Annotated in this window: 24 protein-coding genes and 1 pseudogene; 8 read left to right on the top strand and 17 right to left on the bottom strand. The window is 59.4% G+C overall.

What is annotated here, in order from left to right; translation table 11 throughout:
- Window positions 1–97: 97 nt before the first annotated feature.
- The 3 genes and pseudogenes from trxB to G463_RS0104645 all read right to left on the bottom strand — a co-directional run bounded on the left by trxB (window position 98) and on the right by G463_RS0104645 (window position 3,006).
- The gene (gene trxB / locus G463_RS0104655) at window positions 98–1,057 is read right to left on the bottom strand and encodes a thioredoxin-disulfide reductase (RefSeq protein WP_026974230.1); all 960 of its coding nucleotides are present in this window, start codon (window positions 1,055–1,057) and stop codon (window positions 98–100) included.
- A gap of 86 nt (window positions 1,058–1,143) precedes the next feature.
- Window positions 1,144–2,010, bottom strand: a pseudogene (locus tag G463_RS18815) (protein prkA); the annotation flags it as partial.
- A gap of 246 nt (window positions 2,011–2,256) precedes the next feature.
- Window positions 2,257–3,006 carry an alpha/beta hydrolase gene (locus G463_RS0104645; RefSeq protein WP_051321934.1) on the bottom strand — a complete coding sequence of 250 codons (750 nt, stop codon included), beginning with the start codon at window positions 3,004–3,006 and terminating at the stop codon, window positions 2,257–2,259.
- A 238-nt stretch (window positions 3,007–3,244) separates the two neighbouring features.
- On the opposite strand from G463_RS0104645, the gene pdhA reads away from it, so the two are divergent.
- From pdhA to lpdA, 4 genes are read left to right on the top strand one after another with little or no spacing between them, the layout of a single operon-like run.
- Window positions 3,245–4,324 (top strand): pyruvate dehydrogenase (acetyl-transferring) E1 component subunit alpha, encoded by a 1,080-nt coding sequence (pdhA, locus tag G463_RS0104640; RefSeq protein ID WP_026974228.1) that lies wholly within the window; start codon window positions 3,245–3,247, stop codon window positions 4,322–4,324.
- A gap of 3 nt (window positions 4,325–4,327) precedes the next feature.
- Window positions 4,328–5,308, top strand: a complete 981-nt coding sequence (locus G463_RS0104635) for an alpha-ketoacid dehydrogenase subunit beta (protein WP_026974227.1) — start codon at window positions 4,328–4,330, stop codon at window positions 5,306–5,308.
- Window positions 5,309–5,327: 19 nt separating this feature from the next.
- Window positions 5,328–6,638 (top strand): dihydrolipoamide acetyltransferase family protein, encoded by a 1,311-nt coding sequence (locus tag G463_RS0104630; RefSeq protein WP_026974226.1) that lies wholly within the window; start codon window positions 5,328–5,330, stop codon window positions 6,636–6,638.
- 3 nt (window positions 6,639–6,641) lie between these two features.
- Entirely contained in the window at window positions 6,642–8,051 is a 1,410-nt protein-coding gene (gene lpdA / locus G463_RS0104625) for a dihydrolipoyl dehydrogenase (protein ID WP_026974225.1), read from the top strand.
- A gap of 67 nt (window positions 8,052–8,118) precedes the next feature.
- On the opposite strand, the gene G463_RS23120 is transcribed toward lpdA, so the two are convergent.
- The 4 genes from G463_RS23120 to G463_RS0104605 all read right to left on the bottom strand — a co-directional run bounded on the left by G463_RS23120 (window position 8,119) and on the right by G463_RS0104605 (window position 10,758).
- Window positions 8,119–8,265: a hypothetical protein gene (locus G463_RS23120; protein ID WP_169725423.1), complete on the bottom strand. Its 147-nt coding sequence runs from the start codon at window positions 8,263–8,265 to the stop codon at window positions 8,119–8,121.
- Between the two features lie 153 nt (window positions 8,266–8,418).
- Entirely contained in the window at window positions 8,419–9,144 is a 726-nt protein-coding gene (locus G463_RS0104615; RefSeq protein WP_026974224.1) for an HAD family hydrolase, read from the bottom strand.
- Window positions 9,145–9,186: 42 nt separating this feature from the next.
- On the bottom strand, window positions 9,187–9,645 hold the full coding sequence (gene trmL / locus G463_RS0104610; protein ID WP_026974223.1) for a tRNA (uridine(34)/cytosine(34)/5-carboxymethylaminomethyluridine(34)-2'-O)-methyltransferase TrmL: 459 nt from the start codon (window positions 9,643–9,645) through the stop codon (window positions 9,187–9,189).
- Window positions 9,646–9,768: 123 nt separating this feature from the next.
- A complete protein-coding gene (locus G463_RS0104605; protein ID WP_026974222.1) occupies window positions 9,769–10,758 on the bottom strand; it encodes an amidase domain-containing protein in 990 nt (329 codons plus the stop codon).
- A gap of 164 nt (window positions 10,759–10,922) precedes the next feature.
- On the opposite strand from G463_RS0104605, the gene G463_RS0104600 reads away from it, so the two are divergent.
- The 3 genes from G463_RS0104600 to G463_RS0104590 all read left to right on the top strand — a co-directional run bounded on the left by G463_RS0104600 (window position 10,923) and on the right by G463_RS0104590 (window position 14,396).
- A complete protein-coding gene (locus G463_RS0104600; RefSeq protein ID WP_026974221.1) occupies window positions 10,923–11,678 on the top strand; it encodes an IclR family transcriptional regulator in 756 nt (251 codons plus the stop codon).
- Window positions 11,679–11,753: 75 nt separating this feature from the next.
- Window positions 11,754–12,845, top strand: a complete 1,092-nt coding sequence (locus G463_RS0104595) for an isocitrate/isopropylmalate family dehydrogenase (RefSeq protein WP_026974220.1) — start codon at window positions 11,754–11,756, stop codon at window positions 12,843–12,845.
- 93 nt (window positions 12,846–12,938) lie between these two features.
- Window positions 12,939–14,396, top strand: coding sequence for a phosphotransferase (locus G463_RS0104590; protein WP_026974219.1), 1,458 nt, complete (start codon window positions 12,939–12,941; stop codon window positions 14,394–14,396).
- Here the strand turns inward: G463_RS0104590 and G463_RS22155 are convergent.
- The 7 genes from G463_RS22155 to G463_RS0104555 form a co-directional block, all read right to left on the bottom strand.
- Complete coding sequence (locus G463_RS22155; RefSeq protein WP_084171214.1) at window positions 14,393–14,968, bottom strand: methylated-DNA--[protein]-cysteine S-methyltransferase; 576 nt, start codon at window positions 14,966–14,968, stop codon at window positions 14,393–14,395. The two genes, G463_RS0104590 and G463_RS22155, sit on opposite strands and share 4 nt — an antisense overlap.
- Complete coding sequence (gene queG, locus G463_RS0104580) at window positions 14,968–16,119, bottom strand: tRNA epoxyqueuosine(34) reductase QueG (protein ID WP_026974218.1); 1,152 nt, start codon at window positions 16,117–16,119, stop codon at window positions 14,968–14,970. The genes G463_RS22155 and queG overlap by 1 nt, the downstream gene beginning before the upstream one ends.
- The gene (gene rnhA, locus G463_RS0104575; RefSeq protein WP_051321933.1) at window positions 16,116–16,580 is read right to left on the bottom strand and encodes a ribonuclease HI; all 465 of its coding nucleotides are present in this window, start codon (window positions 16,578–16,580) and stop codon (window positions 16,116–16,118) included. Before rnhA ends, queG begins: the two co-directional genes overlap by 4 nt.
- A gap of 158 nt (window positions 16,581–16,738) precedes the next feature.
- Window positions 16,739–16,912, bottom strand: a complete 174-nt coding sequence (locus G463_RS23115) for a hypothetical protein (protein WP_169725422.1) — start codon at window positions 16,910–16,912, stop codon at window positions 16,739–16,741.
- A 1-nt stretch (window position 16,913) separates the two neighbouring features.
- Complete coding sequence (locus tag G463_RS18805) at window positions 16,914–18,017, bottom strand: GerAB/ArcD/ProY family transporter (protein WP_051321932.1); 1,104 nt, start codon at window positions 18,015–18,017, stop codon at window positions 16,914–16,916.
- On the bottom strand, window positions 18,017–19,813 hold the full coding sequence (locus G463_RS0104560; RefSeq protein WP_026974216.1) for a spore germination protein: 1,797 nt from the start codon (window positions 19,811–19,813) through the stop codon (window positions 18,017–18,019). The genes G463_RS18805 and G463_RS0104560 overlap by 1 nt, the downstream gene beginning before the upstream one ends.
- Window positions 19,814–19,876: 63 nt before the next feature.
- Entirely contained in the window at window positions 19,877–20,467 is a 591-nt protein-coding gene (locus tag G463_RS0104555) for a DUF2140 family protein (protein WP_026974215.1), read from the bottom strand.
- A gap of 133 nt (window positions 20,468–20,600) precedes the next feature.
- On the opposite strand from G463_RS0104555, the gene G463_RS23110 reads away from it, so the two are divergent.
- Window positions 20,601–20,906 (top strand): DUF2614 family zinc ribbon-containing protein, encoded by a 306-nt coding sequence (locus G463_RS23110; protein ID WP_026974214.1) that lies wholly within the window; start codon window positions 20,601–20,603, stop codon window positions 20,904–20,906.
- A 7-nt stretch (window positions 20,907–20,913) separates the two neighbouring features.
- Here the strand turns inward: G463_RS23110 and nth are convergent, their stop codons facing one another.
- The 3 genes from nth to G463_RS0104535 all read right to left on the bottom strand — a co-directional run bounded on the left by nth (window position 20,914) and on the right by G463_RS0104535 (window position 24,765).
- On the bottom strand, window positions 20,914–21,675 hold the full coding sequence (gene nth, locus G463_RS18800; RefSeq protein WP_245575687.1) for an endonuclease III: 762 nt from the start codon (window positions 21,673–21,675) through the stop codon (window positions 20,914–20,916).
- Window positions 21,676–21,776: 101 nt separating this feature from the next.
- Complete coding sequence (locus tag G463_RS0104540; protein ID WP_026974213.1) at window positions 21,777–23,219, bottom strand: bifunctional metallophosphatase/5'-nucleotidase; 1,443 nt, start codon at window positions 23,217–23,219, stop codon at window positions 21,777–21,779.
- Between the two features lie 4 nt (window positions 23,220–23,223).
- Window positions 23,224–24,765, bottom strand: coding sequence for a long-chain-fatty-acid--CoA ligase (locus G463_RS0104535; protein ID WP_084171220.1), 1,542 nt, complete (start codon window positions 24,763–24,765; stop codon window positions 23,224–23,226).
- Window positions 24,766–24,835 lie beyond the last annotated feature (70 nt).

Below are 24,835 nucleotides of genomic sequence, written 5' to 3'. Positions count from 1 at the left end.
ACACGTCGTCGTGGATTCGGTGGCGAAAACGCCAGCCATGGGGGCGCGGGATGCCCACATCGGCAGCGCTTTGGTCAACCGCTGGTCCGCATGAGACTCACTGCGCTGCAGAGACCGACCAGTCGTGGGTGCTGGAGGACTCGAGATACCGTTCCACATCCAGGGCCGCCTTGCAGCCGCTGCCCGCAGCCGTGATGGCCTGGCGATAATGGGGATCCATCACGTCGCCGCAGGCGAACACGCCCTCCACGCTGGTGGCGGTGGTGACGCCGTTGGTCTTGATGTACCCCACTTCATCCAGTTCCACCTGCCCCTTCAGGAACCCGGTGTTCGGGGAATGGCCGATGGCGATAAACAAACCTTCCGTTTCCAGGACGCGCGTTTGCCCGGTTTCGTTGTCGCGCACTTCAAGCCCCGTCACCTTGTTGCCGTCCGATTGGACCGACACCGGCGTCACATTCATTACCCACTTGATTTTCGGGTTGTTGCGCGCCCGCTCCTGCATCACTTTGGATGCGCGGAGTTCGTTGCGGCGATGAACAATCGTGACCTCCGACGCGAATTTGGTCAGGAAGGTCGCCTCCTCCATGGCCGAGTCGCCGCCCCCCACCACAATGATCTTCTTGTTCCGGAAGAAGAATCCGTCACAGGTGGCGCAGGTGGACACGCCGCGGCCAACCATCTCCGATTCGCCTGGAATGCCAAGCATTTTTGCGGATGCACCGGTGGAAATGATTAAACTGTCGGCCTGGTGCTGGTGCTTGTCATCCACCGTGACCGTGAATGGACGCTTGGTCAGGTCCACCGCTGTGACAAATCCACGCACGAACACGGCGCCGAATTTCTCGGCCTGCTTGCGCATGTTGTCCATCAGTTCAGGACCCATGATGCCGTCCGGAAAGCCGGGGAAGTTCTCGACCTCAGTGGTCAATGTCAACTGGCCGCCCGGTTCGTTCCCCTCAATCACAACCGGAGCCAGGTTTGCACGAGCTGCGTAAATGGCCGCCGTTAAGCCGGCTGGGCCGGTGCCTAAAATCATGACGCGGTGTTTGTCCATGATCTCCACCTCGCTTTGGGATACGCCCTCATCTTACCATACCCGCCGTTCGCGTGCGGAATGGGTCTGTGCTGTGTCACCGGCGATTCATCCGCGGAGATCAAAGCAAACCGCCCTGCTTTGAAGTTCCCTTCCTGCGTCAGGCTGAGCAGGTGCCACAGGAATTTTTCGTCGCACTTGAGCATTTCCTGAAATTCCATCAACCCGCGGTTTGCCTTGTTCAATTCGCCGTCGAACCGGTAGGCGCGCGGATCGGATTCCGATCCGTACTCCGTGATGGTGGAGAAGTCGATGCTTCCGGTGAGATCGGCAATGTCCTGCGACTTCGGATCCGACGGACTGAACGTGCCGATACCCACGCGTTTTTCCTCGGATAGCAAAATCCGTTCCACCGGCACATCTTCCACGCGTCCGCCGTAGTCCGTCTCCAATTTCAGGCGGCACGAGGGGCACAGATTCCCTTCGATTTTCACCCCGTACTCCTGTTCAAACTCGGATCGAAGTTCGGGCGGAATCAGGTGCAGCGGCTCCTCGTGCATCGGGCAGCCCTTGATGGCGTACAACGCGCCTTCCAGGGTGCGGCTGTAGCGCTCCAGCCCCTGCTTGAGCATGGTCACGATGGTCGATTTGCCGCCGCTGACCGGCCCCATCAGCAGGAGAATCCGCTTGCGTACTTCGAGTCTCCGTGCGGCCGCGTGAAAATATTCTTCCACCAACCGTTCAAGCGCACTGTCCAATCCGAATATCTCTTTTTCGAAGAACTTGTAATGCCTGCGACCTTCTTCGTCCGTTTCAATCCCGGCGGAGGCAATCATATCGTAGATGCGTGCGTGTGCGGTCTTGGCCACTGCAGGATTGTCTCTCACAATCTGCAGGTAGTCCGCAAACGTCCCTTCCCAACGCAATGCTTCCTCTTCGGCCCGAAAGGCGCTCAGTCGATGGAGAAAACTCATGACAACATCCCCCTTCCATCGGGCCCATGCCCTCGTTCATTCAAGGCAGCCATTGGAGCGATGGCCATTGTTCCGGTCACTTATGGATGGGCAGCGATTAATTACATGATATTCCCGAAGTTCTTGGCCACATACCGCTTTTCCTCACCGCCTCGTCTGAGGATTCGAATAATTTATCCGACACGGTGGGATGCCCCACCGATTACTCTCAGCGTATGCACTGGCATTGCAGGATGTCCCTGCGCGTCAGCTCCCGAGGGCCGTCAACTGTCGTTGCAGCCACAGGAGCGCATCCGGCATCTGCTTCTGCCAGAATCCCCAAATGTGCGTTCCTGGCGCCTCATGGTAATCAATGCGGGCCCCTCGCTCCAACAGCAGGGACCGCATGGCCTGATTCGCCCGGTAAAAGTCGTAGGGACCACTCGGGATGTCAACGGCGGTCTCCTCCTGCCCTACCACCATGTAGGCCGAGAGGTTGGACAGGTCCGATTCGTCCCGAACCAAGGAACGAACATTTTCGTAAAAGGCGCCGGAAAACAGCAGCAGTTGCCGGAACTCCTGGCGAGCCTGCAGGTGAATGGACAGCGACGCAGCAGCTCCGAGCGAAATGCCCGCCATGAATCGCCGGTCACTGGTCCGCCCCACCGCATACTGCTGTTCAACGAAGGGAACGCATTCCTGAAGGACGAACCGACTGTACGCCGCGTGGCGCGCGCCATCCGGCGAATAGTCGTCGGTGCGCGTCTGCTTGTGCACCGCGATGCCCACAATCACCAGCGGATCCAACAGCCCATCCGCCATCCTTTGACTGGCAATCGTCGCAATTCGTCCGTGGGTAAAAAACTCCAATCCATCATGACAGTACATGACCGGGTAGTTTTCATCTTCCCGATACCCCGGCGGCAGAAACACTTTGATGGTTCTTTCCTCGGACAAATGGGCACTGTATATCGTGTGCGTTTCGATGCGCCGTTTTGATTGATCCAATTCCGGCATGCGTTCGCTTCCTTTCCGCTGCACCAGACGGCGCGAGCGCTTGGCACGCGGCGTCCCGGGGCAATCTGTATTCAGCTGTTTCATGGTTCTTGAGTTTCATTATATAACAGATAGACTCAAGAATTTTTCTATGGATACAGCATTCCTCGAAAAAGTGTATTATACTATCGGGTAGTACTGTATTAGTTTGGTGGATGATCGGCGCAATCCGCGCTTGAAACTCAAACGAGGTGAGATCATGAGTACCATTTTGGAACCTTCCAAGGTAACCCCGTTCCGGCAGGTGCTTGACCCAACCGGCAAGGTGGTGAACCCCGACCTGCTTCCGGATCTGAAGGATGAAGATCTGCGCGAACTGATGCGGCGCATGGTGTTCATCCGCGTGATGGACCAGCGCGCCATCAAGCTGACACGGCAGGGACGGCTCGGCTTCTACGCGCCGGTCGCGGGTCAGGAGGCCTCGATGATTGGCAGTGAATACGCCACCAATCGCGACGACTTCATCCTGCCCGGCTACCGGGACATTCCGCAGCTGCTGTTCCACGGCTGGCCGATGTATCAATGGATTCTGTTCTCTCGCGGCCACCAGCATGGCAGCGACATGCCGAAGGACACCCACTTCCTGATGCCGCAGATCATCATCGGCGCACAATACGTACAGACAGCCGGTACGGCGCTGGCCTTCAAACTGAAGGGCGAAAAGCGCGTGGCCATTACGTACACGGGCGACGGAGGCACGTCTCAGGGCGACTTCTACGAAGGCATCAACTTTGCAGGTGCGTTCCATGTGCCCGCCGTCTTCATTGTACAGAATAACCAATTTGCCATCTCCGTGCCTGTGCAGCTGCAGACCGCCGCAGAAACGCTGGCGCAAAAAGCGGTTGCCGCAGGAATTCCGGGCGTCCAGGTGGACGGCAACGACATTCTCGCCGTCTATGCGGTCGTAAAAGAAGCAGTGGACCGTGCGCGGGCAGGCGGTGGCCCGACGTTGATTGAAGCGGTGACGTTCCGCTTTGGCCCCCACACCATGAGCGGTGATGATCCGACCCGCTACCGCACGAAAGAGCTGGAAGGCGAATGGGAACAGAAAGATCCGCTGGTACGGTTCCGCAGCTACCTTCAGGCAAAGGACCTGTGGTCGGATAAGGACGAAGAGGCCGCGATGGAAGAGTCCAAAGAGGCGTTCAACGACGCGTTGAAAAAGGCGGACGCAACGCCGAAGATGACCATCCCCGGTCTGATTGACAGCATGTTCGAAGTATTGCCCGACTCGCTGAAGGCGCAGCGCGCAGAGTACAGCGACAAGGAGGAAGCGTAAATCATGGCACAGATGACGATGATTCAGGCCATCACCAATGCGCTCGATCTGGAGTTGGCCCGCGATAACAACATTCTCGTATTTGGGGAAGACGTCGGGCAAAACGGCGGTGTGTTCCGCGCGACCGACGGCTTGCAGAAAAAGTACGGCAAGGATCGCGTCTTTGACACGCCATTGGCTGAATCCGGCATCGCCGGGCTCGCTGTTGGCCTCGCCATGCAGGGGATGCGCCCGGTTGCAGAAATCCAGTTCTTCGGGTTCGTGTTTGAAGCCATGGACGAAATCGCCGGTCAGGCAACGCGTATGCGTTACCGTACGAACGGTCGGTTCTCCTGTCCGTTGGTGATTCGTTCGCCATTCGGCGGCGGTGTGAAGACGCCGGAAATGCACGCCGACAGTCTGGAAGGCCTGTTTCTGCAAACCCCGGGATGCCGCGTGGTCATTCCATCCAACCCGTACGACGCGAAGGGCCTGTTGATTTCCGCCATCCGTGACAACGATCCGGTGATTTTCCTGGAGCACATGAAACTGTACCGCTCCATGCGGATGGAGGTGCCGGACGAAGCGTACACCGTGCCCCTGGACAAGGCGAACGTGGTCCGCGAAGGCAGCGATTTGACCGTCATCGCGTACGGCGCCATGGTCCACACGGCACTCAAAGCCGCGGACGAACTCGAGAAGACGAAAGGCGTCAAAGCCGAGGTCATTGACCTGCGCAGCATCAACCCGATTGACATTGACACCATCGTCGCGTCCATCAAGAAGACGCACCGCGCGGTGGTGGTTCAGGAAGCGCAGCGCTCCGCGGGGGTGGCGGCGGAAGTGATTGCCCAGATCAATGAGCACGCCATCTATCACCTGGAAGGTCCGGTGCTGCGCATCACGCCGCCGGATACGGTCTATCCGTTTGCCATGATTGAGGACGAGTGGATCCCGACGCCGCAGCGCGTGCTGGCCGGCCTCGACAAAGCGCTCAGTCTGTAATTTCTGGAGGTGACACAGCATGGCATTGTATGAATTCCGTTTCCCAGAACTCGGCGAAGGCCTGCATGAGGGCCGGATTGAAAAGTGGCTCGTTCAACCTGGGGACACCGTCAAAGAGGACGACGCCATCGCAGAAGTTGAAAACGACAAGGCCATGGTCGAGCTCCCGAGCCCGGTGGACGGCAAGGTCGTCAAGATTCACCTGGAAGCCGGCGGCACGGCCACAGTCGGCGACGTCATCATCACGTTCGAGGTGGAAGGAGAAGGCAACGTGAGTGGTGACGCGGTTGCGGCGGCCACCGCTCCGACGGAGGAAGCCAAGCCCGCGAACACACCGGCTGCACCGGCACCGGCTGCTGCGGCACCCGCGCCGGCTGCCGCGAACGCGGCCGCAGTGTCCCACGCGCATGAAGTGCTAGCAACCCCTGGCGTTCGGAAGTTCGCTCGTGAAAACGGCGTAGACATCACAAAAGTGCACGGAACCGGGACAAATGGTAAAATCACTCGTGCAGACGTCGAAGCGTATTTGAGCGGTGGGGCAGCCGCATCGACCGCAGGCACGGATGCCGCCGCAACGGATTCCACGCTGTCCGCTGCACCGGCGACCGTCGCATCCGTCACCGGCGAAGAAGTCGAAGAACGCGTGCCACTGTCCGGCATTCGCAAGATCATCGCACAGGCGATGGCGAAGTCTATGTACACCGCGCCGCACGTCACGGTCATGGACGAAGCAAACGTGACCGAGCTCGTCAAACTGCGTGCGGAAGTGAAGCCGTTGGCTGCTGAGCGGGGTGTGAAGATCACGTATCTGCCGTTCATCGTCAAAGCCATGGTGGCCGCGCTGCGCGACTTCCCCGTGCTCAACAGTTCGCTCGATGAAGAGCGGCAGGAGTTGGTGTACAAACGGTATTTCCATATCGGCATCGCCACCGATACGGAACGAGGCCTGGTGGTACCGGTCGTTCGCCACGCAGACAGAAAGAACATGTGGACCATTGCCGCCGAAATCAACGATTTGGCGACACGCGCCCGGACCAACAAGCTGCTGCCGAATGAAATGCGAGGCAGCACCATCTCCATCACCAACATCGGCTCTGCAGGCGGAATGTTTTTCACGCCCATCATCAATTATCCGGAAGTTGCCATTTTGGGTGTGGGTCGAATTACGGAAAAGCCAATTATCAAAGACGGCGAAATCGTTCCGGCACACATGATGGCGTTGTCGCTCAGCTTCGACCATCGCGTGATTGACGGAGCACTGGCGCAGAACTTCATCAACCGGCTGAAGCAGTTGCTGGAAAACCCGCGCCTGCTAATCATGGAGGTGTAAGGAATGGTCGTAGGAGAATTCACCGAAGACATTGATGTCCTGGTTATTGGCGCCGGCCCCGGCGGTTATGTGGCGGCCATCCGGGCTGCCCAACTCGGAAAGTCCGTGGTGATTGTCGACAAGGCGGAACTGGGCGGTGTCTGCCTCAACCGTGGTTGCATTCCGTCCAAAGCGCTGATCTCGGCAGCCCACCACTACGAAGCGGCGAAACAATCGCCGTTCCCGGGCGTGGAGACGACCGCGCAATTAGACTTCGCGAAGGTGCAAGCGTGGAAGCAGACGGTCGTTGACAAGATGACCGGCGGCGTCAAGACGTTGATGAAGGGCAACAACATCCGCGTGGTGGCCGGCGAAGCGATTTTCACCAGCACCAACGAGGTCCGCGTGTCGTCCGAATACGAAGGCCAACGGTTCCGCTTCAACGATTGCATCATTGCCACCGGCAGCCGTCCGATTGAGCTCAAGGCGCTGCCGTTCAGCCAACGCGTCATCTCCTCCACAGAGGCGCTTGCGCTGGATCACGTGCCGGAGAGCCTGGTTGTGGTCGGCGGCGGATACATTGGCATTGAGCTGGGGCAAACGTATGCCAAGTTCGGATCGAAAGTTACGATTATCGAAGGCACCAAGTCCATCCTGCCGCTCTTCGACGAACAGTTGACCCGTCTGGTGGCACGTAACCTGAAGAAGTACAACGTGGACGTGTTCACCAACGCACTCGCACAATCTGTGGAAGAGACGGACAAGGATGTCACCCTCACCTTCAAGGTCGGCGACGAAGAGAAGAAAGTGACGGCCGAGTACGTCCTGGTGACCGTGGGTCGCCGCCCGAACACGGATGACCTTGGCCTGGAGAGCATCGGTGTGAAGATGACTGACCGCGGCCTGATTGAAGTGGACAGCCAGTGTCGGACAAGCGTGCCGCACATCTATGCTATCGGCGACATTGTGCCCGGTGCCGCGCTCGCGCATAAGGCGTCCTACGAAGGCAAGGTGGCCGCCGAAGCGATTGCCGGCCATCCGAGTGCCGTGGATTATCGGTGCATCCCGTCGGTGGTATTCTCCGATCCGGAAATCGCCTCGGTGGGCCTGTCCGAACAGGAAGCCAAGGAACAGTACGGCGACATCGCGGTTGGGCGTTTCCCGTACGCGGCCAACGGCCGTGCGGTGGCGCTGGGCGCCGATGCCGGCTTTGTCCGCCTGATTGCCGACAAAGCGACCGGCGTGCTGGTCGGGGCACAGGTGATTGGCACCGAGGCGTCCAACCTGATTGCGGAATTGGGTCTCGCCATCGAGATGAGCGCTACGCTGGAGGACATCGCCCTGACCATTCACGCGCACCCCACGCTGGGAGAGATGGTCATGGAAGCGTCGGAAGTCGCTCTTGGCTCGCCCATTCACATTGTGTCGAAATAAGTTCTTTGCGTACAAAGGGCTGCCCGCGTGCCATTGGCACCGGGGCAGCCCTTTATCTTGAAGCTCGTCAGTAAACGACAGCCGTACCGGTGCCCGCCACGCCGGCGCCATAACCTGCCCCGTAGCCGTATCCCGGGACAATCAGGAAGAACAGGACAAAGATGATGAGGAACACCACTGCCCATGCGGTATAGCTTCCAAATACTCCGTACATCCTTCTCCCTCCCTTTCGTTGAAACACCACATCCTATGGACTGTGGCGTCCCAATGAATGGGTAAGCGCACAGAGTGTCCGCAAAGTCGAGCTCGTCCGCAAAACGGTGTCGCAACGGACGCGTGGCCACACATCCAATGGATGCGGGGAACGTTACTCAGCAATCATCGTTGGCAAAGATTCCACAAATCGCAGCACATCCGCCAACGAACCCTCTCGCGTAAATTCCATGTGGCCCACGCCGCGATCAATCAGACAATCCCGAACCAAAAATGTCTGCATGCCGATTTTCCCCGCCACACCATCCTCCTGCACGTCATTGCCAATCATCATGCATTCCTCAGGGGAAACGTCCAGTCTCTCCGCAATCTCCATGTAATACTTCGGATTGGGTTTACAGAAATGCATGTCCTCCATCGTGGTCACCAAATGAAACGGGATATCCCCAATGCCTGCCCATTCCATCCGCTGCCGCACCGCGGTCTGCGGAAAAATAGGATTGGTTGCCAACACCAATCGATATCCTTTTCGATATGCGGTTTGACAAATTTCCCGGGCAATCGACGTGGGTTGGGTGAGTGCCCGCAGTGATGCAAACGCCGTCTCGTAGAACGCTTCAAACGCCGGCCAGACCGTTTCTTCGGAGAGTCCACTCTTGCCAAAGAATGCCATTCGGAACACCTGTTCATTGGTGTGGTTCGCATCCTCGTTGCGGATCATCTCCTCGGTGGCCTCTGTGATCTGGGAGACAATCGTCGCCGTATCCACCACGTGCGCGACACTGGGGACGAGGGCTCGAAAATACCCTTTCAGAAATTCATCCAGATCCAACGGCAGCAGGGTGCCGTCCAAATCGAACAACAAAGCGCGGAGTGTCATGCGGTTCCCTCCCATACCCGCGGCGTTATGCGGATTTGCAGCTCAACATAATTCCGGGAAGCCCACCTGCCGCAGGGCTTCGAAGACCACTACCGCCACCGCATTCGACAGATTGAGCGATCTCGCGTCCGGCCGGATGGGAATGCGGACGACTTGATCCGGAAACCGTGCCAGCAAGTCTTGCGGCAATCCCTTGGTTTCTTTGCCAAACACCACGAAATCGTCCGGGCGGTACACCACGTCCGTGTACCGGCGCTTTCCGCTGGTCTCGACATAAAAAAACCGGCCCTGCGGATGCTTGTCCAACAATTCGTCGAACGAATCGTGGTACCGGATGTCCAGCAGATGCCAATAATCGAGCCCGGCTCGCTTCAACTGCTTGTCATCGGTGGAAAAGCCCAGTGGGCGAACCAGATGCAGCACGCTGCCGGTCGCAGCACAAGTTCTCGCAATATTCCCTGTGTTGGCCGGAATTTCCGGCTCCACCAGCACAATATGCACAACTTTCGCCCCTTCTCTCTCTATTCACCCAAAGTGTATCATAAGCCGGACCCGCCGACCCAGGCGTCACGGCGGGACGGCCCATGAATTCCAGGAGTTGTCACGGCCTGACTTGCCGGCCCGTCAGCAGAAAGTGTCCGGCATCCGCACGTAGCGATACGTGGTCCGCGGCGTCCAGGCGCGGCTGTCCGAGTACTGATAGTGGCGCCGGTAGCTGCTGTCCGTGTGCGCACTGACCAATGGATGCCCGGATCCGTCGAAGTCGACCACGATGGTGGTATGATGATACTTTCCCTGGCCCGTCCAATCGTAAAACACCAGATCTCCAATTTTCAGTTCCTGCGGATTGCCGACCAGATGCGCACCGACGTGCTTCGTCAGATAGGCGAAGAGCGCCTGCGAAGTGGTCCAACTGTAACTCCAAGCTTCATCCCGCGCACCTGCCCCCAATCGGCACCACCACCCCTGTCCGCGGTTGCGGGCTCGCTTCATCGGCATGCGACCTGCCCAGAGACACTGCGAAATAAAGTTCGTGCAGTCGTCGCTCAGGCGAGGGAACTGCGGATTCCATCCGTTCCACCACAACTCCGCGTAGCGCATGGCCCGAAGTCTGTCATATTGGACACACGTTTTCTCCTTCGGCCGCCGCTCTTCCCGAACAGTCACCTCGAACGCGAGACGGCTCGAGGCGTCCTCCACAACATCCTCCACCGGCGCACCTTCACTCGATTCCCTGCATCCCACCAGCACCCAAACTCCCCCGTGCTGCGCCCATTGCTGATTATGCCGGATGAGTCGTGCTTCCACGTCGTAGTCGCGCCCGTCCGCATACACCCATATCACGTGTTCGTCAACCCGCACCGTCCGGGTTCCGTCCGCCGCCTGCCCCAGATGGCGAACCGTCACGTTGGAGTGGGCGCGCAGCAAGCGGCGGCCGCGGCGGGCCATGGAACGCCGCAGCCGCTCGATACTCGCTGTCATCCGCTCCACCTGGATACCGTGCCGCCGCTGCGACAAACCGGCCGCCTGCATCATCGCTTCCACATCTCCAGTGATCCAGGCGCGGTTTCTGGTATCAAAATATGCCTGAACCGCATCCAAACACGTCTGCATCCCGCTCCCCTCCTTCCGCACACTCATTCCTCCATAGCCTATGTGCACTGCCCAGCAAGTGACAATCCGAAGACCTGGAAATAGTGACGTCGGTTTGTCGGTTGTGATATACTACCGCTCGGAACATCGTTCCGTTTGGCGGGACACCTTCAGGAGGGCTCTGTATGATAAACCCCGACGCTCCGCAGACGGGCGTGCGTGCGGTCGATCGCGCATTGGATATCCTGCTTTGCTTTTCCCGCAGTGAAACGGGCCTGAGTTTGAGTGAAATTGCACGGGAAGTCGGCCTGCACAAAAGCACGGTCCATCGCTTGCTGACCTCCATGTTGAGCAAAGGGTTTGTCCGCAAACAGCCCGGAACCGACAAGTATGTGCTCGGATGGACTATCCTGGAACTGATTCACAATGTGTATCATTCGGATGAACTGACGACAGCGGTCCTCCCCGTCATGACTCGACTGCGCGACGCAACCTCGGAAACGGTCAGCCTGTATATCCGTTCCGGAACGGAGCGCATTCGTATCCAGGCAGTGGAAAGTATGGAACCGGTTCGTAACGTCGCTACCATCGGCAAGACGTATCCCCTGTACGTCGGCGCGTCCGGGAAGGTCCTGCTCGCCTACGCCGATGCGGAGACGTTGGAGCAGGTCCTGGCGGACCCATCCATCCCGGCAGACTTTTCCCGGGAAGATCTGTTGACTCAATTGGAGAATATCCGCAAGGATGGATACGCTATCAGTGTTCAAGAGCGCGATTCCGGTGCAGCCGCTCTGGCCGCACCCATCTTCGGCCGACATCGCTTTGTCGCTGCCCTGTCGGTCTCTGGCCCGGTGACGCGTTTCACGCAGAGCAAAATGTCGGAGTATATCGAGGTCGTGCGGGAGTCCGCAGCGCTCATCACTAAGTTGCTCTCGCATTAGACAGGCTGTCCGGATGCGCCCTCCCATCCTGAACAGTTGCAATCCGCCACATCCAAGAACCGAGGTGTATGAGAGATGAGCAACCATCTAACCATCGTGGTGATGGAAGGAGACCAGACCGGCCAGGAACTGTTGGAAGAGGCGTTGCGCGTTCTGTCCCCTGAGGTCACGGGCCTTCCCATCGAATTTCTGCGCTATGATCTGAGTTTGGAAAATCGCCGCAAGACGAACAACCAGGTGGTCTTCGAAGCGGCACGGGCCATGAAGGAACATCGCTATGGTCTCAAAGCGGCCACCATCACTCCCGAAACCAGCGGTGACGTCGGCAGCCCCAACGCCATTCTGCGCAAGGAAATCAACGGCACCGTCATTGTGCGGACAGGCCGTCGAATTCCGGGAATTGCGCCCCCGGTCGGCGTGTACTCCCCGATTTCCGTGGTCCGCATGGCGGTGGACGACGCCTATGGCGCGAAGGAGTGGCGAGAATCCGCGGATGGCGACGAGATTGCATTCCGCACCGAGAAAATTTCGCGCAAAGTCTGCCGCGGCGTCGCAGAATACGCATTCCAACACGCGCAACGGACCAATGCCAAAGTGTTCGGGGGCCCCAAGTTCACGGTCAGCCCTGTCTATGAAGGCATGCTGAAGGAAGAGTTGGACGCTGCCGCCAAGCGCTATCCAGGTGTGGCCTATGAACCGCAGTTGATTGACGCCACCTACGCGCTGCTGTTGGTGAAAGCGGGCGAAGCGTTGGTGATTCCGGCTCTCAACCGGGACGGTGACTGCCTGTCCGACCTGGTCCTGCAGATGTTCGGATCGATTGCCGGATCGGAATCCATTCTGCTGGCGCTCGACGAACAGTGGAAGCCCCAGGTGATTATGGCGGAAGCCCCCCATGGCACCGCCCCGAGCCTGTTCGGAAAGAATGTGGCCAATCCGATGGCCATGATTCTGGCGGGAGCATCGTTGCTCGCCTATCATGACAACCGCCAAGCGCAGGCCGTATCCCGCGCCATTTACGAGGCGACGTTGGAAGCGGTCGTCGGCGGAGCGCGCACGGCCGATCTCGGCGGCGGCACGAGCACCACGGACTTCACGGATGCGGTGATTCAGCGCGTGAAGACCAAACTGGAAGTCTGGACAACGCTTGGCGAACTGACCGAATGAGCCCATAAACAGGACCGGGCGTATGCCCATACAACCACCGCACCTCGCGAATAGGCTGTGCCAGACGCACACGCTGAAAGCGAGGTGTTGGTTTTGGCAAAGCGATCCATGCCCGATTGGCTGGCTCACCTGGTCAAGGAATTCACCACACCGCCGCCCTTTCTCGACCATATCCTCAAGGAGGCGGCGGCAGCTTCCGGAACGGCGCACACATCCCCGCGCATCCTGCCCGGCAGGCGCACCGGAAAATGGTTTCATTCCACGCCTGCGGCGAGCGCACCCACAACCACGGCCGATCCGTCCGCCAATGAAACGGTCCAAAGCTCCAGGGCATGGCGCGCACCAAGCACCCACCCGGTCAACCGGACACAGCAGAGCGACCGTTCTGTGCCGTCCACACCGCCATCGACGGCCACTGCCGCGCGTTCCCGCAGTCGAATGCCCTCGGAGTCCACGGCGGCCAATGAGGCCGAAGACGAATTTGTTCAGACCACCCTCGCCTCAGGGAGCCCAGCGTCCGCTTCGGGAAAGCGTTCATGGCAAGCGGCCTTTCGCCAGGCCGGCATTCCGCCATCGATGACGAAGGCATACGGCTGGACCGTGCACGCGGCGGAAGTCCGCCAGCGCGTGGTCAAGGTCAGAACGCAGCGCGGTATCTTTGCCGTCAAGCGGACGCACACGGATGCGCAGCATGTTCGGTTCCTGCATGAGCTGGTCCGCCACTTGCGGCGCGAAGGTTTGACCTGCGTCACCCCGTTTGCGCTGGCGGATAAAGACAAACCCTACATCACGCGCAATCAGCGCACCTACTATGCAACCCGCTGGGTGGATGGAAATCCGGTCAATTTTTCCTCGTTAACACAACTGGAGAGCACCGCCGCGGCGTTGGCGGAGTTTCACGAGCGAAGCCGAGGATTTGAGTCCAGCCGCGCCAATCCCACGCCTGAGTTTGGACTGCCAGCCATGCTTCGCCGCCGGAGCGAGGACTTACGAAATCTTTTGTTGAAATCTGAGGCCAAGCAGCATCCGGACGAATTCGACCAACTCCTCTCGCGCATTGCCCCCGCTCTTCGCGAGGATGCGGAAAAGGCGGTCCGCATTGCGGAATCGGCCGATTGCCGCAGGTTCCTGGTCGACGACGAGGAGAATCCCGGACTGTGCCATCTCGACGTCATTCCAGACAATTTCATCTATACAAAGGAGAAACAGGTCGTATTGATTGATCTCGATCTCGCGACATTCGCCCCGCGCGTCCTCGACCTCTCGCACCTGCTGAGGCGCAGCCTGCAGCGCCTGCAGTGGCGGTCGGAGGCGGCGTACACCTGCTTTCTCGCCTACGACCGCGTGCGTCCGATGGATGCCACCGAATACCTGTGGGTCTACGGTCTTCTCTGTTTCCCGTACCGAGCCTGGCGCCTGGCGCATACCCGCAGCTACGTCGTCAAAGACAGGACGCAAATTGATGAACTGCGGGAATGCGTCGAGCAGGAACCGCGGAGACAGGCGTTTCTCGAGGCACTCCTTGGCCAAATCCGCCGTCAGCCCGACTAACGCCGACCCACGGCGCCCGCGGCGGGGCCTCCGTCTGCTGCCCACGAATTGGGTTCCGCCTGTTCCAACGTCAGCAGGTACTGCTTCAGATGCACCTGACTTCCCGCGTAGCCAACCAGTTTCCCCTGGCTGCCCACGACCCGGTGACACGGAATCAAGATGGGAATCGGATTCGCCCGGTTCGCCTGTCCCACCGCTCGAACCGCGCGCGGACGGCCAATCGCCGCTGCAACCTGTTGGTAGGTCCGGGTCTCCCCAGGGGGAATGGACAACAGGTGCGCCCAGACCGCCTGTTGAAACGCCGTGCCACGAGGCACCAACGGCACGTCAAACCCCCGGCGCAAGCCCGTAAAATACTCGCACAACTGTTGCACCGCGGCATCCGCCCAAGCGGCCGCTCGGGAGACGGCGGCATCCCCCGCATCCAGCGAGCCTGTGCAGTTCTCCGCCTCAAGATGGACATCCCAATCCACCGCGCACACACCTTCGCATTCCGCGGTCACTCGCAGTATCCCAAACGGGGGCTGTTGCAAGTGCCGTACCACGCGCACCGTTTGCCGTTCCTCGTTCATCACGAATCCTCTCCTTTCCCAATCGCCCAGGCCATATCCGCCCGTACCTGCTCGTCCGCCTCCCTTTCGTAGGCTTGAGCCACCGCCGCGCGCGCCGCCTCGCCCCCCAATTGCTCCAGCGCCCATGCCGCACTGGCACGCAGTTCCGGACGCGGATGGGAGAGAAACGGCACAATATGGGGGATGGCATCCTGGCGGCGGCTGTTGCCGAGAGCAATCAACGCGTTCCGCTGCCACGTCCGAAGCCCGCGCCAAGCGGCTGCCGTGTGTCCGTATAGCCGCAGAAACTGTCGATTGGTCAGCTCGAGAATCGCCAACAAATCCGGATGCTCCAATTCCCCCTGCGGCAAATATTCCACATGCGGAGAGGCGCTCGCATCGCGATTGATGGGACATGCCCACTGACACGTGTCGCATCCCCACACGCGGCGGCCGAGGGCTTTCCGATATTCTCGCGGAATGATGCCCTTCATCTGCGTGATGTAGGAGAGACATCGCGTCGCGTCGATGACGCCGGGCGCCACCAGCGCGCCGGTCGGGCACGCCCGAAGACACAGGTCGCAATCGCCGCAGCCCGCAGCAAACTTGTCGTTTGCCTGCAAATCGTTCGTTTCCACCTCCAGGTCCACGCCGAGAATGCCAATGAACACAAACGATCCGTACTTTTCAGTGTAGAACATGCAGTTCTTCGCAACCCAGCCAATGCCCGCGCGCTCCGCCACGCGCCGGTCCACCAGCGGCGACGTGTCCACCGACACTTTCCGGGCGAACGGACGTCCGATTTCCGCCTCAATGCTTGCGGCGAGTGCCTCCAGGCGGCGTTGCAGGACGCGGTGGTAATCCTCGCCGTATGAATACACGGTCACCACGCCGTGCCCCCCGCCCGCGGGATGACGCTTCGCCAGTTCCTTCCCCGCCTCGGTCAGGTAGGGCATGGCCGCCGCAATCAGCGACTTGACGCCGGGCATCCACCGCTCCGGATGAATCCGGTCCTCCACCACGGCATGCTCATAGCCGGTGCGGCCGCGCTCTGCGTATGAGTGAAGCCGGTCGGCCAGTTCCGGGAACGGATCCGCCGTGGTGGCACCAATCACGTCCAGTCCCGCCTCTCGCCCCAGGCGACGCAGCTGCTCCAGGCTGAGATCTGTCACCGCGGCACCGCCGCCCTGGCCAGTTCGTCACAGCGTTCATTCCATGCGACGCCGGCATGTCCCTTCACCTTTTCGAACGTCACCTGGTGACGAGCGGTCTCCGCAAGCAGTGCCTCCCAGAGATCCTGGTTCTGCACCGGTTCCCCCTTGCTGTTTCGCCAACCGTTCCGCTGCCATCCCTGATACCACTTCTGACGGAAACAATTGACCAAGTAGGCCGAATCGCTGTGCAGCGTCACCTGACATGGAACTTTCAGACACCGCAAAGCTTCCACGGCCGCCTGCAGTTCCATCCGCTGATTGGTGGTCATGGCGGCTCCGCCTGACAGCTCCTTGATATTTCCATTGTATGTAAGAACGGCGGCCCATCCCCCCGGTCCGGGATTTCGTGAACATGCGCCGTCCGTGTATATCACCACCTTGGGTCGGTTCGACCCTTTGTCCGAGTGCTGTGCGCCCATCCGCGACACCTCCACTCTCATTATACCTGCGTGTCCCCGGCCTGCGCGTCTGCCATCGGAGCATTCGCGGGCTTTGAGAAAACGCGCCGCCATCATCGCAGCGTGCCATACCTGTCTGTCGTCCCCTCACCCTGCAACGCCCCTGGGATCAGAACGTTTCACGTACACACGCGCCACAGCACAACCCCCGCTGCTACAAATGCCGCAGCGCCCACGGTATACGCCGACCACGCGCCCACCCGCAGGCGTTTTTTGTGCATCCAACGGCCGAACTGAACCGTGTACACCAACACCCATAACGGAATCACCATGGCAGCGAGAAACCGCAGCATATCACACCACCTTCCGTTTCGGCAGCATCGCAGCTATCAGCAGTCCCAGCAACGGCAGCAAGAACACAATGAACCACGTCCACTTCAAAATCAGCTTGTCCATCGTCTGAAGGACAACGCTCAGGTTGGTGGGTAGGAGACTGCCCGCCAAACACAACAATCCGAGCGCTGGCAAAATGGGGCGGAGCACTGGCCAGCCCATGCCGACACTCAGCGCGTAGGCCGCGCACCACAGAGTGATGGTCAACTTCACCACGGCCGCGCTGACCCACATGAAAATAAAGATGCTCTCCAACCGTTGCACAAACCGCCCGAGGTGGATCAAACGCGCCATCGAGTACATGGGGGACGTCAGTTTGACGGTCTCCGCTGGACTGAAAACCATGTGGTAGGTGAGCAGAAAGCAGACCAACAACACGGTGGCGTATAGCGTGCTGCGCACGCCCATGCGGCGAAACTCCTTCGGATCATGAATGTGCATGCGAATCATGGCGAGCACAATGACGTTGGTGAAAATGGAACTGTTGTCCAACACTCCCCACAGCAGATTGGGGATACCCGCCCCCCAGAGCGGGAACAGGAACGCGGGGCGCCATTGGTTCATGGTGAACAGACAGAGAGAGATAATCCCCACCACGAACACGGGCAGCGCCAGAAACGCAATGCGGCCAATGCCCTCCAGTCCGCAGAAGGCGACGTACACCACCGTGATGATGAACAGACCGCCCACCACATATATGGGGGTGTTTGGCAACACCGTTGTCACCACGTTCTCCATAAACTGGCGCAGAATGATGGCGGTGATGGCGAGAAAGTACAACGCGATGACCACGCAGAGCACCATCGTAACCGGAATGCCAAAACGCTGCTGGAACACCTCCGCCAATCCCATGTCGGAGAAGTATCGCTGAAACAACCAGTCCAGCGCAAGGACCACGACCAGGGCAATCACCGCCGACAGAATCGGCACCATCCAACTCGCTTCATACCCCGCCGCGGACACCACCCGCGGATAGTTGAGAAATGTGTGTGATGCGACCACGATGGTTAAAGTGGCGGTCATCTCTCTGCCGCCGATGCTGGCTTCCGCTTGCGGCCGCGGCATTACGCATCCCCTCCGTCGTTGCGGTTATCCTGGTTGCGCGGCGAGGTGGCGCTCCAGGTTCGCGTGTATTTCTGTTGGCGCCGCGTATCGCGGGTCTGCAAATAGGACGGGCGCTTGTTCATCATGAACGCCTGGCCGCGGCGCAGCACGTCGGGCGACGCGCCCATGCTGGGTGTCACCGGCGCGAAGATGGGGACGCCAAACGACCTTTGCACCGCCAGGCGCGCCAGCATCAGACAGAACGTGAGCGTAATGCCGTAAAACCCAAACATGGCCGCGGCAATCAGGAAGACGAAGCGGAGCAGCCGTACGCCGAACCCGAGCGTGTAATTCGGAATGGAAAAGGAGGCCAGCGCCGTGACCGCCACCACAATGACCAACAGCGGACTGACAATGCCCGCCTGCACCGCCGCCTGGCCGATAATGAGGGCGCCGACAATACCTATGGTGGGGCCAATGGCTGATGGAATTCGAATCCCGGCTTCGCGAATCAGCTCAATGGCGAACTCCATCAGCATGACTTCCAGAATCACGGGAAACGGAACCTGTTCGCGACTGCCGGCAATCGCCAGAAGCAGGTCGGTCGGGAGCATCTCGGGGTGAAAGTTCGTGATGGCCACGTACAGCGCCGGCATCAACAGGGCGACCAACAGCGAGACCCAGCGAAGCCCTCGCAGGAACGTGCCAAACGGCCATTGCAGGTACGCGTCTTCCGGTGAGTGCATCAATGTCCAGAACACCACCGGCACCGCGAGCACGTACGGATTGTTCCCGACGAAGATGGCCACATGCCCTTCCGACAGCATGTGTGCAATCCGATCCGGCCGCTCCGTCGACAGCGATTGCGGCACCACCATGTACGGGTTGTCCGCAATGAACTGCTCCAACAATCCGCTCTCCGCCAGATAGTCCACGTCAATCGCCTGAATCCGACGCTTTACCTCCTGAACCAGTTGTTCGTTCGTCAGGCCCGCCACGTACATGATGGCCACATCCGTCTTGGCCAGGCGCCCGACGCTGAGCATCTCCGTCACCAGGTTTTCGCTGCGCAGCCGGGCCCGTACCAACGCTGTGTTGGCGCGAAAACTTTCCGTAAACGCGTCGTGAGGGCCGCGAACCACGGCCTCCGTCTGGGTCAGGCCGACCATGCGGTGCTCCCAACCCTTCGTTTCGACCATCAGCGCGGAGGCGCAGCCGTCCACGAACACCACCGTCGATCCGGTCAGAATCCCGGCCGTGACGTCTTTCCAGCAATCGAACTCCACCACCTGGTTGCCGGGCAGCAACGCGGCTTTGACGGTATCCATGGTATGTGACGCCTGCTCGTGGCCGAGTTGCGTCAAAATCATCAGGGGTTCGAGAATGTGCGTGTTGATGATGTTCTTATCCGACATGCCATCCACGAAGACTGCGAGCGCCTTGATTCTGGGCTCCGTCCCGATGAAAAACTCACGGATGACGATGTCCTTATTCTGGGGAAGATGGAAAATGTGTTTGAGCATCGCCTGGGCTTCATCGATATCCGCCGGCAGCTTGTCGCCCGTAACCGGCACACTGCGCCCCCGCTCGGCTTCCCGAATCAGTTCGCGCACAGGTTTGGGGCGTCGGACGACCACTTCGCCGGGCTCCCGCGCGGTGACCTCGGGCTCGTCCGGTTGTCCCCCTGTTTCTGTCGCTCCCTGCGCCCCGCCTTCAGAGCGATTGGAGCGGTTGGTGCCGTTGGTGAGCGAGAACTGTTCGTCCAGCACCCCGTCATCCACAACCACTAATCTGCGGAGCCATCCCGGTATCTGCACGTACGTCCCCCCAATCCACTCTGTGGACGTAGCGTGCAACATCCGTGCGCAGATTATTCCCAGTCAGTTACTCAGCAGGGATTTTGGGACAATCGAAACGCGCAGCGTCACCAGTTTTGTGGTCGACGAGTAGTTCATAACCTGAACTCCGTAGGGTTCCTGCGGACGATTAGAGAACAGCAGATTGAGGATGTGTTGATTGGAATCCACCGAAATCCAGTTCGGCCACGGAAGCCGATTGAAGACGAAAAACAACGCGCTCACGGGCACTGGAATTTCACCCATGTTCGCCTGCGTGACATGAAGGGCCAGATTGCCATTGTTCGCGGTTGGCTCCATCTGAATGTCGCACGGAATCACCCGATCCGCCAATTTGATGCCGACCTGGACATCCCAGTTATCCGCAAAGTGAACGCGCGCATACGAAAGCACCCGCTGCACGTCCTTTTGCTCTGACACCGCGTATTCGAGGTAGGAATTGACCGCGTCCTCGCCGACCGCCAACTGCACGGTCGCCGTGTGATTCTGGCTCGCAACACGATTCACCTGGCGCTGCACGATGGCCGTCTTCGGCAACGAGCCCCACCACAACGTCAGCCCGACAACAATCAACAGATTGAATGACAGCAGTGCCACAAACGCTTTTTTCCACATGGTCCTCCTCCTCGCCTGCACGGATGGTTTGCGCCAGCGGTACGATGGACTTCTCCGTTCTCCATCCGATACGATAGAGTCAGTGACACAATCGCGTGAACATCGCGTGACAGCCAAGGCGGTGAACCCAGGCATGAACATTAACCGATGGCGCAATTGGGCCCTGCTCCTCATGTTCGGCGGCTTTTTCGTGATGTATCTCGGCGTCTATGACAAAGTCCTGTTGCCGGTGCTGCTGGTGATTGGCAGCCTCGCATGGGTGGCCGGCATCGGGATCTATTTTCGGTTTGGACCCGTCAACACGCGGTTGAACGAGATCGAGTGTCCGCGCTGCGGCCAGCGCATCCGGCTGACCGGTGCCACCGATGCGTGCGCGCATTGCGGGCTTCCCATGCGGCGTGTCGAGGGGGGCCAGTACGAACCATACGTGCCCGAATGATGCGATGTCAGCGCTCCTGCGCCCGCCGTCTGACATTCCGCCGCGGGGCTGCCGCAGACGACTTCGGTGGATTTCCGTCTGTTCGCGATGCCGCAGGAAACACTTTCTCCTTCAGCTTCTCTTCCTTTTGCAGGACTTTGTAGAACTGACAGAACTCCGATACCGGACAGATGTCGCACTTGGGGTTGCGGGCAGTGCAAACCTGTCGGCCGTGATGAATCAGCCAGTGGTGCGCCTGCGACCACAACTTCTGTGGAATCTGTTGGCAAATTTGGCGTTCGGTGATCTCCGGATTCATGCTGTTGGCCAAACCCAGCCGGTTCGAAACGCGCTGCACATGGGTGTCCACGGCAAGCGCCGGCACACCGAACGCGTTCGACAGCACCACGTTGGCCGTCTTCCGGCCCACACCTGGCAATTGCACCAACTCTTCCTGCGTTTTGGGTACCTCGCCGTGGAATTTTTCCAGCAGCATGCGACAGGCCGCCACGATGTTTTCCGCCTTGGCACGAAACAATCCCAATTCCTTAATATCTTCCTGCAGTATTTCCGGTGTGACCGCCGCGTAGTCTTCCGGACCTCGATATTTTTTGAAAAGGCGTTCGGTCACCATGTTTACGCGTGCATCCGTGCACTGCGCGGACAGCACGGTGGCAATCAACAATTCAAAGGGGGTGGTATAGTTGAGCGCACACTTGGCGTCCGGATACGCAAGTTCCAGCTTCGCCAGCATTCGACGCGCATTGGCTCTGGACATCAAACGTTTCATGGTCACGTCCTCTTTTCGGAATGTATGAGTCTGTCCACCGCAGCATGACATGAAACTCCTTCGTTCGCGGCGTCTGACGGCGCCGATTGCACACCGTCCGCCTACGAAATCACATGATACCGCCGTTCGTATGCGCCAGCAACGCACACGCCGTTCCGCAGATGATCCGTCAGCACTTCACGGACCAACAAAGGGCGAATGTCGATATCCCACCCGCGGCGAAATTCCGGATACAACGGTGACAGCCAGAGGTATTCGCAGGTCACGATGCGATACACGGCTTCCGGCACCACCGGCTGCCCACCGATGGATAGCGCGCTCAACGCATATTCGTTCCTGGATGCTCGCATTCCCGTTTCCGCCTGCGTCAATGTGGCACGAAGTCCGCTGAGCGCCAGACGACCCACCAAGCTGCCGCGGAAGCCGAATCCCTTCCCTCTCGCGGCAAAGTACTCCCGCTGCAGCGACTTGGCAACAATCTCCCACAAATCCTCGCCCCGCAGATTCATCAACAGCGGTCGAGTGGGCGTGGAACAAGCCGCCAACACATCCCCGCGCGTGATGATCCCCGCGAGCAGGCTGGCATTGAGGGCGCCTGCCATCATGATGGCGCCATCGCACGGAAAGGCGGTCAGGAGCGCATCGGCGAGCAGATTCGCAAACGGGGACTCCTCCTCGAACCAGACGGGCAGCGGTCGTGCCAACCGGGTCACCGCATCCGACAAACGCCTGCGCACAGCCGGCAGGTATCCCCGATACGCGGACAGCATCGCGGTATCCAATGGCTGGTGCGTCTCCGTCGGTATGGTTCGAGCAGCCACACCCGTGACCCGCCGGGTGTGCGGATGAAGCTTCAGGATTGTGTGGCCGAATGCCTGGCCGTGCAATCCCACCTGGAATACGGCCGTATTGCCGATAAACTCCGGCCCTTCCATCCACGTGTGGGAATGGCCGCCGAGAATCACGTCAATGCCCGGGACGGCCGCGGCCATTTTCCTATCGTCCCAAATCCCGAGATGGGACAGCGCCACAATGACGTGGCATCCCTGAGCCCGCAGCGCCGCCACTGCCTGGGATGCTTGGGGAAACGGGGGCAGGGCTGTAACCGCCAGGTGTTCGTACGGTTTGTCGTAGCGGGCAGTTACCCCAAACACGCCGACGCGGACGTCGCCAAACGTGAACACCTTCCAGTCAACAAAGCCGGGGATGGGAGCCCCGGCGGATCGTAAATTGGTGCCAAACACCGTGGTCTCTGCGCGTTCGCGCAGGGTCTGCCAGTGAGCATAGGGAATGGTCAACCCTTCGTTGTTCCCGAACACCCACCCATCGTACCCGAGCGCCGCCATCATGGCGGCGTTGATTTCGCCCATCGTGGCTTCGGTCTCGGGACGCACGCGGTCGATGGCATCGCCGATATCAAATGTCAAAACGGCATGCCCCGCGCCGCGCAGCGTGTCGCGCAACTGGCGCAGGGAATGCCCCAGCTTCATGTGATTTTCCAAGTGGCTGTGCACGTCGTTGCTGTGCAACAGGTGAATCTCCACGAACTCACCTCGTTGGCTGTTCTCGCAAGCTCCTGCGCAGGACTTTGCCCACTGCGGATTTCACCAATTCCGTACGGAATTCCACGAGTTTCGGCACTTTGTACGCGGAGAGATGCTTGCGGCACCAGCTCTCGACGGCTTCCGCAGTCAGTTCCCTGCCCGGCTTGCAGACCACGACCGCCTTCACGGTTTCGCCGCGATAGCTGTCGGGCACACCGACCACCGCCGCCTCGAGAATGTCCGGATGTTGATACAGAACCTCTTCAACCTCCCGCGGGTACACGTTATACCCGCTCGCAATAATCATATCCTTTTTGCGGTCGACAATGTAGGTGTATCCTTCTTCATCCATTTTGGCAACATCTCCGGTGAGCAGCCAACCGTCGACCAACGTTTCGGCCGTTTCCTTCGGGCGTTTCCAGTATCCTTTCATCACCTGCGGTCCGCGAATGGCGAGTTCCCCCTCTTCTCCGACGGGCAGGGTGACGGACGGATCTTCCAGACTGACGATGCGCACTTCCGTGTTGGGCGTGGGCAGCCCAATGCTGCCGAGTTTGCGCCGCTCCGCAGAAGGATTGACGTGAGTCAGCGGAGACGCTTCGGACAGCCCGTACCCTTCCAACACCGTCGCTCCGGACACCGCTTCAAACGTCTGCATAACCTGCAACGGCATCGGCGCACCGCCGCTGTTGCACACCGTCAGGCTCGACAACGCGTCAGAACCTTCTGGAATCGCTTGCGCCAGCGCCAGGTACATGGTGGGAACCGCCGGGAAGAACGACGGTCGGTGACGTTGAATCAGTTCCGCCAGTTCCTTCGGTTGAAAACGCGGGACCAAGAGGATGGGAATTGCGTTGTAGATGGACACGTTCATCGCCACCGTCATCGCGTACACATGAAACAACGGCAGCGCGCAGACGGACATATCGGATTCCGTCACCTGGTGAGGGATCATAGAATCCGCCTGGATGGCGTTGGCCACCACGTTCTGGTGAGTCAACATGGCCCCTTTGGGACGCCCCGTGGTTCCTCCGGTGTACTGCAGGATGGCGATGGTCTCGTCCGGATCGAAACTGGCTGGATCCGCTTCCGACGAGCTGGACGCCAGCCACTCGTCAAACCACTGCTCGCCCGCAGCCAACGAGGCCTCCGACTGGCCAAACCGAACAGCGATCACATTCGTCAGCGAAGTGGCCGATTGAACGGAGCGGACGCCGGGTAGGGTTTTATCCAGTGCAATGACCGCGGTTGCCCCGGAATCCTGGAACAAATACTCCAGTTCCGGTGGAGGTGATAGCGGATTCATTTGCACCACGATGGCTCCGATTCCAGTGATGGCATAATACGCAATCACGTATTGAGGACAGTTCGGCAACAGAATTCCAACCCTGTCCCCCTGTTGGACGCCGAGCGCTTTCAACCCCGCCATGGCCCGCCGCACCGCAACCAGCAACTGCTCGTACGTCAACACATGGTTCCCGAAGATGGTGGCTCGTTGCGTGGGGCGACGCGTCGCAGATTCTGACAACATGTCATAAATCCTCATAGAAGGAATTTCAATCTGATCTCCGGTGACAATCACGTCATTCCACCTCCACCTGCTTGCTGACGACACG

The sequence above is a fragment of the Alicyclobacillus contaminans DSM 17975 genome (assembly GCF_000429525.1).
Classification (GTDB): domain Bacteria; phylum Bacillota; class Bacilli; order Alicyclobacillales; family Alicyclobacillaceae; genus Alicyclobacillus_A; species Alicyclobacillus_A contaminans.
This window is presented reverse-complemented; position numbering and strand designations above follow the sequence as displayed.